Here is a 14,064-nt window from a genome sequence, read left to right on the forward strand (position 1 = left end):
GCAAGTATACAGGCTAATACCATGGGCAACCAGCCCGGGTCTTGCGGCCCAGCGGCAAGGAGGCCAAAATCATCACTATAAGAGCGGGCCCAGTAGCCGACCGGAGGCTGCAATGAACGCAGGTAATCAGCTCGGCTGCGCCGGGCCCCTGGAAGCCTTTTTCGAGAAGGTCCAGAACCACCCGACCGATATCGCCATGGTGCAGCCGCTGGGCGCTGGCAAGCTGCAGGAATTCACCCGGGCCCGGATGGGCGAGCAGGTGTTGCGCATGGCCCATCACCTGCGCTCCCTTGGGCTGCCGCCAGGCAGCCATGTGGCGCTGATGTCGAAGAACTGTGCGGAGTGGATCCTGGCTGACCTGGCGATCTGGGCTGCGGGCCATGTCAGTGTCCCGCTCTATCCCAACCTGACGTCCACCACAGTACGCCAGATCCTGGAGCACTCTGAAAGCCGGCTGCTGTTTGTCGGCAAGCTGGATACCTGGGACGAAGCCCGGCGCGGTGTACCTGATTCGATGCCGAAGATCGCCCTCTCCCTGGCCCCGGACAGGGCTCTCAGTGACTATCCCTGCTGGGCAGATATGGTGGCCGGCGCCTCTACCCTTGATCTGGCCGACATCGCCAGGCCCGAGGCGGGGGATCTGGCAACCATCATCTACACCTCCGGCACGACCGGGGTACCCAAGGGCGTCATGCACAACTTCGGCACCCTCACCCTCATGGGGGAGAGACTGCCCGGTGTCTACGACATCAGCCATCGGGATCGGATGATTTCCTACCTGCCCCTGTCACACGTCGCGGAGCGCGTGGCCGTGGAACTGTCGATGCTGTATGTCGGACAGAAAGTCTTTTTCGCCGAGTCCCTCGATACATTCGCCGAGGACATCAGGCGGGCACGCCCCACACTGTTCTTCGCCGTCCCCAGAATCTGGACCAAGTTCTACCAGCAGGCCAGCCAGACGTTGCCGCCCCGCAAGCTGGACATGCTGCTCAAGGTTCCCCTGTTGAACCGCGCGGTCCGGAAGAAGATTCGGGAGGCGATGGGGCTGGACCAATGCCGGATCGCGCTGTCAGGGGCGTCAGCCCTGTCACCGGAGGTCATGGAGTGGTTCCGCAGGGTCGACCTGGAGATCCTCGAAGTCTACGGCATGACCGAGAACATGGCCTGGTCCCATGCCACCCGAGCCGGGGACCAGCGCATCGGCTGGGTAGGCTCCAGCCACGAGGGTGTGGAGTGCCGCATCGCCGAGAACGGCGAAATCCTGGTGCGCAGCCTGGCGAACATGGTCGGTTACTACAAGGATCCCGAGAAAACCCGGGAAGATCTCACCGACGACGGCTGGCTGCACACCGGTGACAAGGGTGAGATCGATGCGCACGGCCGACTCAAGATCGTCGGTCGCGTCAAGGAGATCTTCAAGACGGAGAAGGGCAAATATGTAGCACCGGCACCGATCGAAGGCAGGTTTGCCGCCTTCCCCGGTATTGACCAGGCCTGCGTCATGGGCAGCAACCTGCCTCAGCCGCTGGTGCTGGTGTGTCTACCTGCCGAAGCGCTGGCGCAGCTGGCCGACGATCAGGCACGCGAGGAGTACAGTGGCAAACTGGCGGGCCTGCTGGCACAGGTCAACAGCGAACTGGATGCCCACGAGCGCCTGGCGGCCCTGGTGGTCGTCAAGGAAAGCTGGGGCGTCGAGAACAACCTGCTGACGCCCACCCTGAAGCTGAAACGGAATGAGCTGGAAGCACTCTATGGCAGCCGGGTGGCCAACTGGGCAAGGCAGGGCGGGGTTGTCTGGGAATCCTGACCCCGCGACCCCTGCTGGCATTGAACGTCTCCACCTTGTGAAGCGCACAGTCGTCATATAAGTTGGTCACCCTGTTGCAGGCCGACTGTCGCACCCGAGGAGCGCAAGGCTGCAACGACCAACGCAGGAGCTATCATCGTGGCAAGAATAGGAATCAATGGCTTTGGCCGCATTGGCCGGATGGTGTTTCGCGCCGCCTGGGGACGGGACGACATAGAGATATGCCAGATCAACGACCCGGGTGGGGACGCGCAGAACGCCGCCTATCTGCTGAATTTTGACTCGGTCCAGGGCACCTGGAGCAAACGGGCGGATGCGGACGGCGACGCCCTGGTCATCGACGGGCGCCGGGTACTCTGGACTCGTGGCAGGGATTGTGCGGAGGCGGGCTGGGACCAGGGCATCGATGTCCTGCTGGAGTGCAGCGGCAAGTTCAAGACCGTCGAGCTGCTGCAGCCCTACCTGGATGCCGGTGTCGGCCATGTCCTTGTCAGTGCCCCGGTCAGCGACCTCGCGGTACCCAATGTCGTGGTGGGGGTGAACGACCATGCCTTCGACCCCGCCCGTGACCGGCTGGTAAGCGGCGCCTCCTGCACCACCAACTGCGTGGCGCCCGTGCTCAAGGTGCTGCACGACACGTTTGGTGTCGTGCGGGGTTCCATCAATACGATCCATGCCGTCACCCCCTCCCAGGTGGTGATGGACGGCTTCGCCAAAGATGCCCGCCGCGGGCGCGCCGGTTTCTCCTCCCTTATCCCGACGTCCACGGGAGCAGCCAAGGCGATTGGACGCATTTTCGAGGATCTCAACGGCCACATTTCCGGCCTCGCGGTGCGGGTGCCCTTGACCTGCCCCTCGATCACTGACTGCACCTTTGAGGTCCGCCAACCCGCCACCCGGGAAAGCGTCAATACGGCCCTGGCGGCGGCAGCAGCGGGCGACCTTGCCGGGATTCTCGGCTACGAGGAGCAGGAACTGGTCTCGGTGGACTATGTGGGCGACAAGCGCTCCTCGATCGTGGATGCCAGCAGCACCCTGGTGGTGGACCAGCACCATGTGAAAGTGCTGTCCTGGTACGACAACGAGATGGGCTACTCCTCCCGGCTCCTGGACCTGCTTGGCCGCATCGTCAGGTAGACGCCTCCACTGTCGACGCCTTCGCGCAGGCAGCAATGCGATAACCGGCCGGAAGGGGTAAAATGCGGCGCTGCGGACCAACGCCAACCCACGGATAGCTGGATTGCCCATGAACGACACCCCCAAGACACCCACCGTTCTGATCGTGCTGGACGGCTGGGGCCACCGCGAGGATACGCGTGACAACGCCATCGCCCAGGCCAATACCCCGGTCTGGGACCGGCTCTGGGCCGAGGCGCCGCACACCCTGGTGTCAGGGTCGGGGCTGGATGTGGGGTTGCCGGAGGGCCAGATGGGCAACTCCGAGGTGGGCCACATGAGCCTGGGCTCGGGGCGGGTCATCTACCAGAGCATCACCAAAATCGACCAGGCCATCGCCGACGGCAGCTTCAACCACAACCCCGCCTACATCGAGGCCATCGACAGCGCCGTCAGCGATGGGGGGGCCGTGCACATTCTGGGACTGCTGTCTCCCGGCGGCGTCCACAGCCACGAACAACAGATATTTGCCGCCATCAGGCTGGCGGCGGCGCGTGGCGCGAAGCGGGTTTACCTGCATGCCTTCCTGGACGGCCGCGATACACCTCCGCGCAGTGCCGCCGACTCGCTGCACCAGGCCGATGCCGTGTTTGCCGAGCTCGGCTGCGGCCGGGTTGCCAGCATCGTCGGGCGCTACTACGCCATGGACCGGGACAACCGCTGGGACCGTATCGAACGGGCCTGGCGCATGCTGACCGAGGGCGCGGCGGACTATCGCGCCGCGAGCGCCGAAGAGGCGCTGGAAGCGGCCTATGCCCGGGATGAGAACGATGAATTCGTCCTGCCCACGATCGTCACCGGCCCCGGCCAGGAGCCCGCCCTGGTCGAGGACGGGGACGCCGTACTGTTCATGAATTTCCGCGCCGACCGGGCACGGCAGCTCACCCGCGTCTTCACCGACCCCGCCTTCAGCGATTTCGAGCGCCACCGGCGCCCGGCCCTGGCCGGATTCGTGACGACCACCGAGTATGCCGCCGATATCGACGCCGCCTGCGCCTTCCCCCCGGACAGTCTCGACAACGTCCTCGGCGACTGGCTGGCACAGCGGGGCAAGACCCAGCTGCGGCTGGCGGAAACGGAGAAATACGCGCACGTCACCTTCTTCTTCAGCGGTGGCCGGGAAGACACCTTCCCGGGGGAAACACGCATCATGGTGCCCTCACCCGATGTCGCCACCTACGACCTGAAGCCCGAAATGAGCGCACCCCAGGTCACCGATGAACTGGTCGCCGCCATCCGGTCCGGCCAGTACGACCTGATCGTCTGCAACTACGCCAACGGTGACATGGTCGGGCACACCGGAATTTTCGAGGCGGCGCTGAAAGCCGTGGAAACCCTGGACGAGTGCCTCGGCCGGGTGGAGCAGGCCCTGCTGGAGGTCGACGGCCAGGGCCTGGTGACGGCGGACCATGGCAACTGTGAGCAGATGCAGGACTACGAGTCGGGCCAGCGCCACACCCAGCACACCACGGAGCACGTCCCCCTGGTCTACATCGGCAGGCGCGATTGCCAGCTCGATCCCGCCGGCGGCATCCTCGCCGACATCGCCCCCAGCCTGCTGACGTTGATGCAGCTGCCGCAGCCGGCGGAGATGACGGGCCACAGCCTGGTCAGCTGCCGGGACTGAGGCCGATGCCGCGCTCGCGCGCCACTGCAGGGCTGATCTGGATTCTTGTCTGCCTCGGCCTGCTGGCGACCGGTGGCGCTGGGGCCCAGACTGAAGAAGAACAGGCACGGGCCGAGCTGGAGCAGTTGCAGCGGCAGATCGAGCTGGTCAGCAAAGAGCTGGCCAGCGCCCGTACCCGGTTGAGCGACGAGCAGGAACAATTGCGGGCCGCTGAATTGCGTCTGGGCCAGTTGCAGCGGGAAATCAGCGCGAACCTGGCGGCAATAGCCGCCACCGAGGCGGAACTCGCGACTTTGCGGGCGCGCGAGGAAGAACTGGCGCTGGCCCGCGACAGGCAACAGGTTCGGATTGGTACCGAACTGCGCGCGGCGTGGCAAATGGGGCAGCAGGGCAGCCTGAAGGTTCTGCTGAGCCAGGAAAGTCCGCACACGGTAGCCCGGGCGATGGCCTACTACCGCTATTTTTTCCATGCCCGCAACAAGCTGGTCGCCGAGTATCGCAGCACCCTGGAGCAATTGGCCGCGGTTCGCGCCCGCGGCGAAGCGGCCGCCGCAGAGCTGTCGGCGCAACAGGCCACCCTGCAGGCGCAGCGACAGGAGGTGCTGGCCTCGCGCCAGCAGCGCGAGCAGCTCATCGCCACCCTGGCGGCCAGTATCAGCAGCCAGGGAGAGCAGTTGCAGCAATTGCAACGCGACCGGCAGGAGCTGGAAGAGCTGCTGGCGGCCATCGAGCAGGCGGTGGTGGAACTGCAGCTCCCGGAAGACTACCAGCCTTTCGCCAGCACCAGGGGGACACTCGCCTGGCCAGTCGACGGGCGCCGCCGCAACAGCTTCGGCGCCAGCCGCGGTGCCGGTGGCATGCGCTGGCACGGCATCAATCTGGCCGCAGATGAGGGCACCGCCGTCCGCGCCATTCACCACGGCCGGGTGGTCTACGCCGACTGGCTGCGCGGCTCCGGCCTGCTCCTGATCCTGGACCACGGCGACGGCTACATGAGCCTGTATGCCCACAACCAGAGCCTGCTGAAGGAGGTCGGTGAGTGGGTCGCGCCCGGCACGTCGATCAGCACCGTCGGCAACAGCGGCGGCCTGGACCGGGCCGGCCTGTACTTCGAGATCCGGAAGGACGGCAAACCCGTAGACCCCGTGGCCTGGATGCGGCCATGAGTGCATGACCCAAAGGGTCCATCCAGTTACACTTGGGGAATTGACCTGGCAATGACGGCAGCGCCGACGGCGGTATTCATGAACAGAACTTCTTTCCCGTTTCCCGGCCTGAGAGCGGCCCTGCTCGTTTTTGGGCTGATCGCGCAGCCGGGGGTGGCACAGGAAAATGAAGAGGGGCGCCTGCCGCTGGACGAGCTGCGCACCTTCGCCGATGTATTCAACCAGATCCGCATCGGCTATGTGGAGGAAATCGACGACAGCGCTCTGCTGGAATACGCGATCCAGGGCATGCTGATGAACCTGGACCCGCATTCTGCCTACCTGACCAAAGACGCGTTCGAGGACCTGCAGACCAATACCAGCGGCGAATTCAGTGGCCTCGGGCTGGAGGTGGGCATGGAGGACGGTTACGTCACGGTGGTTGCTCCCATCGACGGCTCACCGGCAGCCGAAGCGGGCCTGATGACCGGGGACGTCATTCTCCAGCTGGATGGCAAGCCGGTAAAGGGAATGTCCCTGAATGAGGCTATCGAACTGATGCGCGGCCCCAAGGGCAGTACTCTCGAACTGCAGATCGGTCGCCCCGGCGACCCGCAACCCTTCGATATCACCCTTACCCGCGACACCATTACGGTCGCCAGCGTGCGCGAACGCTTCCTGGAACCCGGCTATGGCTATATCCGCGTCGCCCAGTTCCAGAACCGTACCGGCCGCGATGTCAGCGCCGCCCTCAAGCGCCTGATGGAGGAGGAACAGCTCAAGGGCCTGGTGCTCGACCTGCGCAACAACCCGGGCGGTGTTCTGGGCGCAAGTGTCGACGTCGCGGGGCTGTTTCTCGACGGCGAGCTGGTGGTGTATACCGAGGGTCGCCTGAGCAACTCCGACATGCGCTATTCCGCGGAGCCGGGCGATGCCAGTGACGGCACACCCATAGTGGTACTGATCAATGGCGGCTCCGCCAGCGCCTCGGAAATCGTGGCCGGCGCATTACAGGACCACGGGCGCGCAGTGATAATGGGCACCGACAGCTTTGGCAAGGGTTCGGTACAGACCGTCATGCCCATTTCCGAGTCCCGCGCGGTCAAACTGACCACCGCACTGTACTTCACGCCCGGCGGACGCTCCATCCAGGCCGCGGGCATTGCCCCGGACATTATTGTCGAGCGGGCCCAGGTAACCGCCTACGACACCTCGCGCCAACTCAGCGAAGCCGACTTGAGCCGGCGCCTGGACAACGTCAACGGCGACAAGCGGCGGGCGCCGCGGGCCTCCGATGGCCTGCTCGGCACCGACAACCAGCTCTACGAGGCGCTCACCCTGCTCAAGGGCGTGAACATCCTCGGCATGCGCGAGCGCAGACCGGCGGCAACAGCCCCGGTGGACAGCAGCGACGGCTGACTGTATGCGCTGGCTGCTGCTGGTGTTTTGCCTGCCCCTGACCGCAGCCGCGATGCAGCCGTTCGAGTCCCGGGCACTGTCCGCTGTGGAGGTACACTCTCCTGTGGGGACGCACTCTCCTGTGGGAGCGCAGTCCCTGCGCGATACCACCCCGGATCTGGTCGCCCGCGGAGCGGGCTCCCACGCTCCTGCAGGAGCGCAGTCCCTGCGCGATAATGCCACCCTGGTGATCATCATTGACGACCTGGGTAACCGCCTGATCGAGGGCGAGGCCACCGTCAGCTTGCCGGGTCGCCTCAGCGTGGCGGTCCTGCCCCACACCACATACAGCGTGCATCTCGCGCGCGAGGCGCACCGGGCCGGCAAGGAAGTCCTGTTGCATGCCCCCATGAGCGCCCTGGATCAGCGGCCGCTGGGACCGGGCGCGCTGACTGCCGAGCTGTCCGAAACAGAGTTCCGCAGCACCCTGCAAGAGGCGCTGGCGGGCGTCCCCCACGCAGTGGGCGTCAACAACCATATGGGCAGTGAGCTGACCAGGCAGCGCAAGCAGATGCAGTGGCTGATGACGCTGCTGGCGGAACAGAATCTGTATTTCGTGGATTCCCGCACCAACAAGGACACAGTCGCAGCCACGGTCGCAGCCGAGGCCGGCCTGCCACACCTGTCGCGCCAGGTCTTCCTTGACAATGTTCCCACCCGGGCAGCGATCGCCGAACGCTTTGCGGTACTGGTGGCGCACGCCCGGCGGGACGGCCTGGGCGTGGCGATCGGCCATCCCTACCCGGAAACCATCGCCTACCTGCAGGAGGTACTGCCTACCCTGGAGGCAGAAGGCTTGCAGCTGGCCACCGTGTCAGAGGTGCTCGCGCCTGCAGCACGCGAAGCCGCTGCGGTCCCGAGGGGGCCACCCAACTTATAACCAGATTCTATCAGCTCATCTATTTATATTATTTTCTTATAAATGCGGCACTGTGTAAGCTGGATTCCATTATAAGCAGCGGGTAAATAACGGTCATGGATTGGCAGGGCTGGTTTTCTCTGGCACTGGTTGCGGGCGTTCTCGGAACGCTGACGCTGACCCGACTCAAGCCCCACGTAGTCATGATGGGGGCGCTCACTTTACTGGTCACCTTCGGAGTGCTGACGGGAACTGAAGCCCTGGCGGGCTTCGCCAACGAAGGCCTGGTCACCGTGGCGGCAATGTTCGTGGTGGCCGCAGGCATCAACGCCTCCGGGGGTGCGGAATTGATCGTTACCCGGCTGCTGGGTCGGCCCAGGAAGGTGCGCGCCGCGATGTGGCGCATGTTTACCCCGGTGGCGCTGTTGAGCGGGTTCCTCAACAACACCCCGGTAGTCGCCACCATGATTCCGGCGGTCAACAGCTGGTCGCGGAAAACCGGCATTGCACCCTCCAAGCTGATGATCCCCCTGAGCTACGCTTCCATCCTCGGCGGCACCATGACGCTGATAGGCACCAGCACCAACCTGGTGCTCAATGGCCAGTACAGGGTGCTGACGGGAGAGGACGGCTTCTCCCTTTTTTCCATCACTGCTGTGGGCCTGCCGGTAGCCCTGTTTGGCCTGCTGTTCATGTGGCTGTTCTTCCCCCGCCTGCTGCCGGATCGCAAGCAAAACGAGCCCTTCGCCAATATGCGCGAGTTCACCCTGGAAGTTGCCGTCGCCACGGCCGGGCCTCTGGTGGGCAAGACCATTGAGGAGGCAGGCCTGCGCCATCTGGTGCGGGTTTACCTGGTGGAGATCGAGCGCGACGGCACGATCATCACCGCGGTGCCGACCGAGGAGCGGCTCAGGGGCGGGGACCGCCTGGTGTTCGCCGGCGACACCGACGCCATCTCGGACCTGCTGCGTATCAACGGCATCGTGCCCTCCGAGGAGAGCGACGCGTCGCAGCCGCTGCTGGCCGACCGCGCCGAGCGCCGCCTGGTCGAGGCGGTGGTATCGCCCCACTGTGACGCCGTCGGCCACGCGATACGCGACGCCCGCTTCCGGGACCGCTACGGCGCCGCGGTGCTGGCGGTGGCCCGCAACGGTGAGCGGATCAGGGGCAATCTGGGCACCATCGAGCTGGCAGCCGGTGACACCCTGCTGCTGGAAGCCCGTCCCGCCTTTGTCAGCCGCCAGCGCTACAACAAGGATTTCCTGCTCATCAATGACCTCGATACCGAGCAGCCACGCCACCACCGCATGTACATGGCCTGGGCCATCCTGCTGAGCCTGGTGCTGGCGGCGGGCTTCGGCCTGATCAGCATGCTCAACGCGGCCCTGCTGGGCGCTGCAATGATGCTGGTCACCGGCTGCTGCTCGGTCAACCAGGCGGAAAAGAGCCTGGATCTGACGGTGCTGATTACCATCGGCGCCTCCTTCGCCCTGGGTGCGGCACTGGACAAATCCGGTGCGGCGGTATTTCTCGCCAGCAGCATCATCGACCTCAGTGGTGGCCGGCCCTGGCTGATACTGGTGCTGACCTACCTCACCGTATCGCTGCTTACGGAAACCATCACCAACAACGCCGCGGCGATTCTGATGCTGCCGATCGTACTCGGAATCACCGCCAGCGCCGGCCTGAACCCGACGCCATTCATCTTCGCCATCATGATGGCCGCCTCGGCGAGCTTCGCCACGCCGCTGGGCTACCAGACCAACCTGATGGTATATGGACCGGGCGGCTACACCTTTGCCGAGTTCCTGCGCGTGGGCATTCCGATGAACCTTGCCATCGGCACCTTTACCCTGGCGGTGCTGCTGATTGGCTGGCCGCTGGAAAAGCTGCCCTGAGCCGGCGTCACCGACAAATGTCAACACACTCGCCAACAATGCCGTAACAGCCAGCCTCTTGCGATATACTTTGGCGCCATCAACCCATGGACAGGCAGTAACAGGGACAAGGAACAGCAAGCATGGATCTGGCGACATTACTGGGGCTGGTAGGCGCCATGGGGGTGGTGACCGCGGCCATCCTCACGGGTGGCTCTCCCATCATCTTTTTCAATATACCCTCCGTTCTCATTGTTCTCGCCGGCACCATGCTGGTGGTGATGGTCAAGTTCAACCTCGATCATTTCCTGGGCGCCTTCAAGGTCGCCCTGCGGGCATTCTCCAATCGTCTGGAAAACCCGGAAGATGTGGTGCAGAAAATCGTCGAGCTGGCCACAATGGCACGCAAGGAGGGGCTGCTGGCCCTCGAGAATGCCGAGGTCGATAATGAGTTCCTCCAACGTGGGGTACAGATGGTTTCCGACGGCAACTCCCCGGAGGTCGTCAGCACCGTGATGACCAAGGATCTGCAGCAGACCATTGACCGGCACCAGTGGGGCGCCAAGGTGTTCACCGCCACCGGCGATGTGGCGCCCGCCATGGGCATGATCGGCACCCTGATTGGGCTCGTGCAGATGCTTTCCGCCATGGACGACCCCAAGTCCATTGGACCGGCCATGGCGGTGGCGCTGCTGACGACACTGTACGGTGCCATACTGGCGAACATGGTGGCATTCCCGATTGCCGACAAGCTCAACCTGCGCAAGGTGGAAGAGGGGCGCATCAAGGCCATCTGCATTGATGGTCTGCTGGCCATCCAGGACGGCCAGAACCCGCGGGTCATCGAGTCCATGCTCAAGGTGTACCTCGCGCCGGGCAAACGCAGCAGTGAAGACAACAAGGCATGATTGATTTCGACCAGGGCGAGGAGGACACCCGCAGTGCGCCACCCTGGATGGCGACCTTTGCCGACCTGATGTCCCTGCTGCTGGCGTTCTTCGTGCTGCTGCTGTCCTTCTCCGAAATGGACCTGGAGCGCTACAAGACCATTGCCGGCTCGATGAAAATGGCGTTCGGGGTGCAACAGCAGGTCAAGGTAGACGATATACCCAAGGGTACCAGCATCATCGCCCGCGAATTCAGTCCCGGCCGGACCATCCCCACTCCGATTCAGCAGGTCCAGCAGGCGACCCAGGATACCACCCGCCCGTCGCTGCAGGTGGGCACCCCCGAGGACACCCTCGCGGAACTGGACGACGAGCAGACCCGGGCCCTGCTCGAGCGGAAACTCGCGGCGCTGGAGCGCGAAACAGCCGCCGATGCGGAACACCTGCGCCGCATTCTCGCCGAGGAGATCAGCAAGCAAAACGTCGATATCGAATCGGAAGGCCGCTTCATCACCATTCGCATCCGCGAGAACGGTTCGTTTCCATCCGGTTCCGCTACCCTGACCGCGGATTTCCTGCCGGTGATGGGAAAACTGCGGGCTGCACTGGCGGAAATCCCGGGCGAGATTGCCATTGAGGGGCACACCGATGATGTCCCCATCAGCGGTGGTCCATTCCAGTCCAACTGGGCCCTGTCGACCGGTCGCGCACTGTCGGTCACACACGAATTGTTGCGCCATCCAAGCCTGGAGGACCGGCGCATGATGGTCGTGGGCTATGGCGAGACCCGCCCTTTCACCAGCAACGACACGGCTGAGGGACGCGCCGGCAATCGCCGGGTCGAAATCGTCGTCCGCCAGGCACTGTCCGTATCGGAGGAGTAGTACCGTTGAACATGGATCGGGAACGCCGGGAGTATTACCGGATCAACGACATCCTGCCACTGTGCCATACCGCCGCCCCGGACCCCGGTGCCGGGGAGCAGCAATCCGGTACCCAGGCACTGCTCGCCCGGATTGACGCGGAGCTCAATGACGCCATCAACCATGTATTCCGGGCCGATCCGGTGACGGCTCAGGCGCTGGGACTGCTCAACCGCAAACTCACCGTGCTCGGTTCCATGCTGCCGGGGCAAAGCGCAGCGGATACCAGCCAGTATGTCCCCACCGCTGTCAGCCTGAGTGGCAGCGGGATCGCCTTCGATAGCAGCGAGCGCCTTCCGACAGGTGCCCGGCGGCGCATCAGCCTGCTGCTGCAACCTTCGCAGGTGCCCGTGCAACTGGACGGCACGGTCCTCGCCAGCGAACCCGGCGAGAACCAGGAGCAGCCATACCGGGTCCGGCTGGACTTCGACCGGGACGAATTGGCGCAGGAACAGATTATCCGCTACGTGGTGCAGCGCCAGGCCATGCCACCGCCGCCCGGCGCCACCGGCGAACGGGGGTAGGTGCGGCCGGCCAGGTGCGGCCGGCCAGGTGAGGCCGGCTAGGACAGCCAACGCCCCAGCGGGGTTTTGCGCCAGATGAAGTCCATCAGCTTGCGCATGCCCTCGGCGTTCTTCACCGTGTTCGGATAGGCGTTTTGCATCTTGCCGCCGAAGCGGTCGATGACGATGGGCATCTCGTGGCAGTAGCCGCGCAGGCCCTTCTTGCCGTTGACCTGGCCAATTCCCGAGTTCTTGCGCCCGCCGAACGGCGCTGCGGGGATGCCGTAGCTGAGCGCCATGTCGTTGACACTGCAGGAGCCGGTGTCGATGGCCGCTGCGAGGCGATAGCCCTTTTCCTTGTCCTTGGTCCAGACGTTGCCGTTGAGACCGAACTCGGAGTCGTTGGCCAGGCGCAGGGCTTCCTCTTCATCCGCCACCCGCTGGATACAGAGAACGGGGCCAAAGGTCTCGTGCAGCATGATATCCATGCTGTTGTCGACCTCGGTCATGACCGTGGGCTCGTAGTACAGGCCCGCCAGGTTCGGATTGCGGCGGCCGCCCAGGTGGATGGTGGCACCCTTGGCCCGAGCGTCCTCGACGTGGGCCTCGATAATCGCCAACTGCCGGTCCCAGAACACAGCGCCGACATCTTCCGCAAAGCCGTGCTCCGGCCCCTGCTTCAGATGCTTGCCCTTCTCCAGCACCAGGCGCAGGAACTCGTCGTAGACCTCATTCACCACGTAGATGCGCTCGGTGCCGCAGCAATAGTGGCCGGTGTTCATGCAGGAACCCAGCCAGGCGCCGTCGGCGGCGCGGTCCAGGTCCGCGTCCGCGCAGACGATCATGGCGTCGTTGCCGCCCAGCTCCAGGGTGCAGGGAATGAGCTGTTCGGCACAGGCAACCGCCACCTTGCGGCCGGTGGCGACGCTGCCGGTAAAGGAGATCTTGTCGACACTACCGCGGACAATGGCGGCACCGGTGTCGCCATCTCCCAACAGCACCTGCAGTACCCCCGGCGGCAGGCCGGCGTCCTCCAGTATGCTTTGGGCCAGTTTCGCGGAATAAGGCGTCACTTCTGAGCCTTTGGCTACCACCGCATTGCCCGCGAGGATGGCCTGCACCGCCTGGTTCATCACCAGCACGAAGGGGCCGTTCCAGGGCGTGATCAGGCCGACTACCCCCAGCGGCTTGTAGAGAATGCGCAGCTGCTTGGCGATCCCGATAACGCCGTGCACCCGCCGCTTGCGCGGCTTGAGGAAAGCCTCCGCGTGCTTGGCGTAGTAGCACAGGGAGTCCGCCACCGAGAAGATCTCCATGCTCATGGCATCGGTGCGCGCCTTGCCGGTTTCCGCGACCACCGTGTCGATGATCTCGTCCTGCCGTTCCAGCACCAGCTGCAGGGCGCGCTCGGCGACCTTGACCCGCTCCCGCATCGGGGTGGCCGCCCAGGCCGGCTGCGCCGCGCGCGCAGTGGCGATCGCCGCGGCCACATCGTCGGCGTTGGCGCAGACCAGCTCACCGCAGGGTTCCAGGGTAACCGGGCTGCGCAACTGCAGGTGGCGGCGGGCATCGGCGGATTCGATCGGTTCGTACAGGGCCATGGCGGGACTCTCCGGGAGCAGCGTGGGGCCCCAAACTAATAACCATTAGCCTCGATGTCAATAACTCGCTGATTTGTCTCCCGGGACAGAACCCTTCACAATAGCGGGGCAATCGAGGGCAACGGTCGTCGCCTGTTGGAACCGGAACACGAGAGAACGCCAGTGGTGTCGCCCCCCGGTTCGGAGTTTAGTGTCGTTTGT

Annotated in this window: 11 protein-coding genes; 10 read left to right on the forward strand and 1 reads right to left on the reverse strand. The window is 64.5% G+C overall.

Annotation, left to right across the window (positions count from 1 at the left end):
- Positions 1-112: 112 nt before the first annotated feature.
- The 10 genes from RLO07_RS13425 to RLO07_RS13470 all read left to right on the forward strand — a co-directional run bounded on the left by RLO07_RS13425 (position 113) and on the right by RLO07_RS13470 (position 12,283).
- On the forward strand, positions 113-1,807 hold the full coding sequence (locus tag RLO07_RS13425) for an AMP-binding protein (RefSeq protein ID WP_462292640.1): 1,695 nt from the start codon (positions 113-115) through the stop codon (positions 1,805-1,807).
- Between the two features lie 138 nt (positions 1,808-1,945).
- Positions 1,946-2,944, forward strand: a complete 999-nt coding sequence (locus tag RLO07_RS13430) for an ArsJ-associated glyceraldehyde-3-phosphate dehydrogenase (RefSeq protein WP_462292641.1) — start codon at positions 1,946-1,948, stop codon at positions 2,942-2,944.
- A 109-nt stretch (positions 2,945-3,053) separates the two neighbouring features.
- Positions 3,054-4,610 carry a 2,3-bisphosphoglycerate-independent phosphoglycerate mutase gene (gene gpmI / locus RLO07_RS13435; RefSeq protein ID WP_462292642.1) on the forward strand — a complete coding sequence of 519 codons (1,557 nt, stop codon included), beginning with the start codon at positions 3,054-3,056 and terminating at the stop codon, positions 4,608-4,610.
- A gap of 5 nt (positions 4,611-4,615) precedes the next feature.
- Complete coding sequence (locus RLO07_RS13440; RefSeq protein WP_462292643.1) at positions 4,616-5,776, forward strand: murein hydrolase activator EnvC family protein; 1,161 nt, start codon at positions 4,616-4,618, stop codon at positions 5,774-5,776.
- 78 nt (positions 5,777-5,854) lie between these two features.
- A complete protein-coding gene (locus RLO07_RS13445) occupies positions 5,855-7,174 on the forward strand; it encodes a S41 family peptidase (RefSeq protein WP_462292644.1) in 1,320 nt (439 codons plus the stop codon).
- 4 nt (positions 7,175-7,178) lie between these two features.
- The gene (locus RLO07_RS13450) at positions 7,179-8,093 is read left to right on the forward strand and encodes a divergent polysaccharide deacetylase family protein (RefSeq protein WP_462292645.1); all 915 of its coding nucleotides are present in this window, start codon (positions 7,179-7,181) and stop codon (positions 8,091-8,093) included.
- A gap of 95 nt (positions 8,094-8,188) precedes the next feature.
- A complete protein-coding gene (locus RLO07_RS13455; RefSeq protein ID WP_462292646.1) occupies positions 8,189-9,970 on the forward strand; it encodes an SLC13 family permease in 1,782 nt (593 codons plus the stop codon).
- A gap of 122 nt (positions 9,971-10,092) precedes the next feature.
- Complete coding sequence (pomA, locus tag RLO07_RS13460; protein ID WP_462292647.1) at positions 10,093-10,857, forward strand: flagellar motor protein PomA; 765 nt, start codon at positions 10,093-10,095, stop codon at positions 10,855-10,857.
- Positions 10,854-11,720 (forward strand): MotB family protein, encoded by an 867-nt coding sequence (locus tag RLO07_RS13465; RefSeq protein ID WP_462292648.1) that lies wholly within the window; start codon positions 10,854-10,856, stop codon positions 11,718-11,720. Before pomA ends, RLO07_RS13465 begins: the two co-directional genes overlap by 4 nt.
- A gap of 11 nt (positions 11,721-11,731) precedes the next feature.
- On the forward strand, positions 11,732-12,283 hold the full coding sequence (locus tag RLO07_RS13470) for a PilZ domain-containing protein (protein WP_462292649.1): 552 nt from the start codon (positions 11,732-11,734) through the stop codon (positions 12,281-12,283).
- Between the two features lie 38 nt (positions 12,284-12,321).
- On the opposite strand, the gene RLO07_RS13475 is transcribed toward RLO07_RS13470, so the two are convergent.
- Positions 12,322-13,863: an aldehyde dehydrogenase family protein gene (locus RLO07_RS13475; protein ID WP_462292650.1), complete on the reverse strand. Its 1,542-nt coding sequence runs from the start codon at positions 13,861-13,863 to the stop codon at positions 12,322-12,324.
- Positions 13,864-14,064 lie beyond the last annotated feature (201 nt).

Source organism: Haliea sp. (genome assembly GCF_040221975.1).
In the GTDB taxonomy this organism is placed as follows: domain Bacteria; phylum Pseudomonadota; class Gammaproteobacteria; order Pseudomonadales; family Halieaceae; genus Haliea.

Bases quoted from the DNA above. Each gene is read 5' to 3' on its own strand.
- RLO07_RS13425 (WP_462292640.1), top strand. From the start codon at position 113: ATGAACGCAGGTAATCAGCTCGGCTGCGCCGGGCCCCTGGAAGCCTTT.
- RLO07_RS13445 (WP_462292644.1), top strand. From the start codon at position 5,855: ATGAACAGAACTTCTTTCCCGTTTCCCGGCCTGAGAGCGGCCCTGCTC.
- RLO07_RS13465 (WP_462292648.1), top strand. From the start codon at position 10,854: ATGATTGATTTCGACCAGGGCGAGGAGGACACCCGCAGTGCGCCACCC.
- RLO07_RS13455 (WP_462292646.1), top strand. From the start codon at position 8,189: ATGGATTGGCAGGGCTGGTTTTCTCTGGCACTGGTTGCGGGCGTTCTC.
- pomA (WP_462292647.1), top strand. From the start codon at position 10,093: ATGGATCTGGCGACATTACTGGGGCTGGTAGGCGCCATGGGGGTGGTG.
- RLO07_RS13470 (WP_462292649.1), top strand. From the start codon at position 11,732: ATGGATCGGGAACGCCGGGAGTATTACCGGATCAACGACATCCTGCCA.
- gpmI (WP_462292642.1), top strand. From the start codon at position 3,054: ATGAACGACACCCCCAAGACACCCACCGTTCTGATCGTGCTGGACGGC.
- RLO07_RS13440 (WP_462292643.1), top strand. From the start codon at position 4,616: ATGCCGCGCTCGCGCGCCACTGCAGGGCTGATCTGGATTCTTGTCTGC.
- RLO07_RS13475 (WP_462292650.1), bottom strand. From the start codon at position 13,863: ATGGCCCTGTACGAACCGATCGAATCCGCCGATGCCCGCCGCCACCTG.
- RLO07_RS13450 (WP_462292645.1), top strand. From the start codon at position 7,179: ATGCGCTGGCTGCTGCTGGTGTTTTGCCTGCCCCTGACCGCAGCCGCG.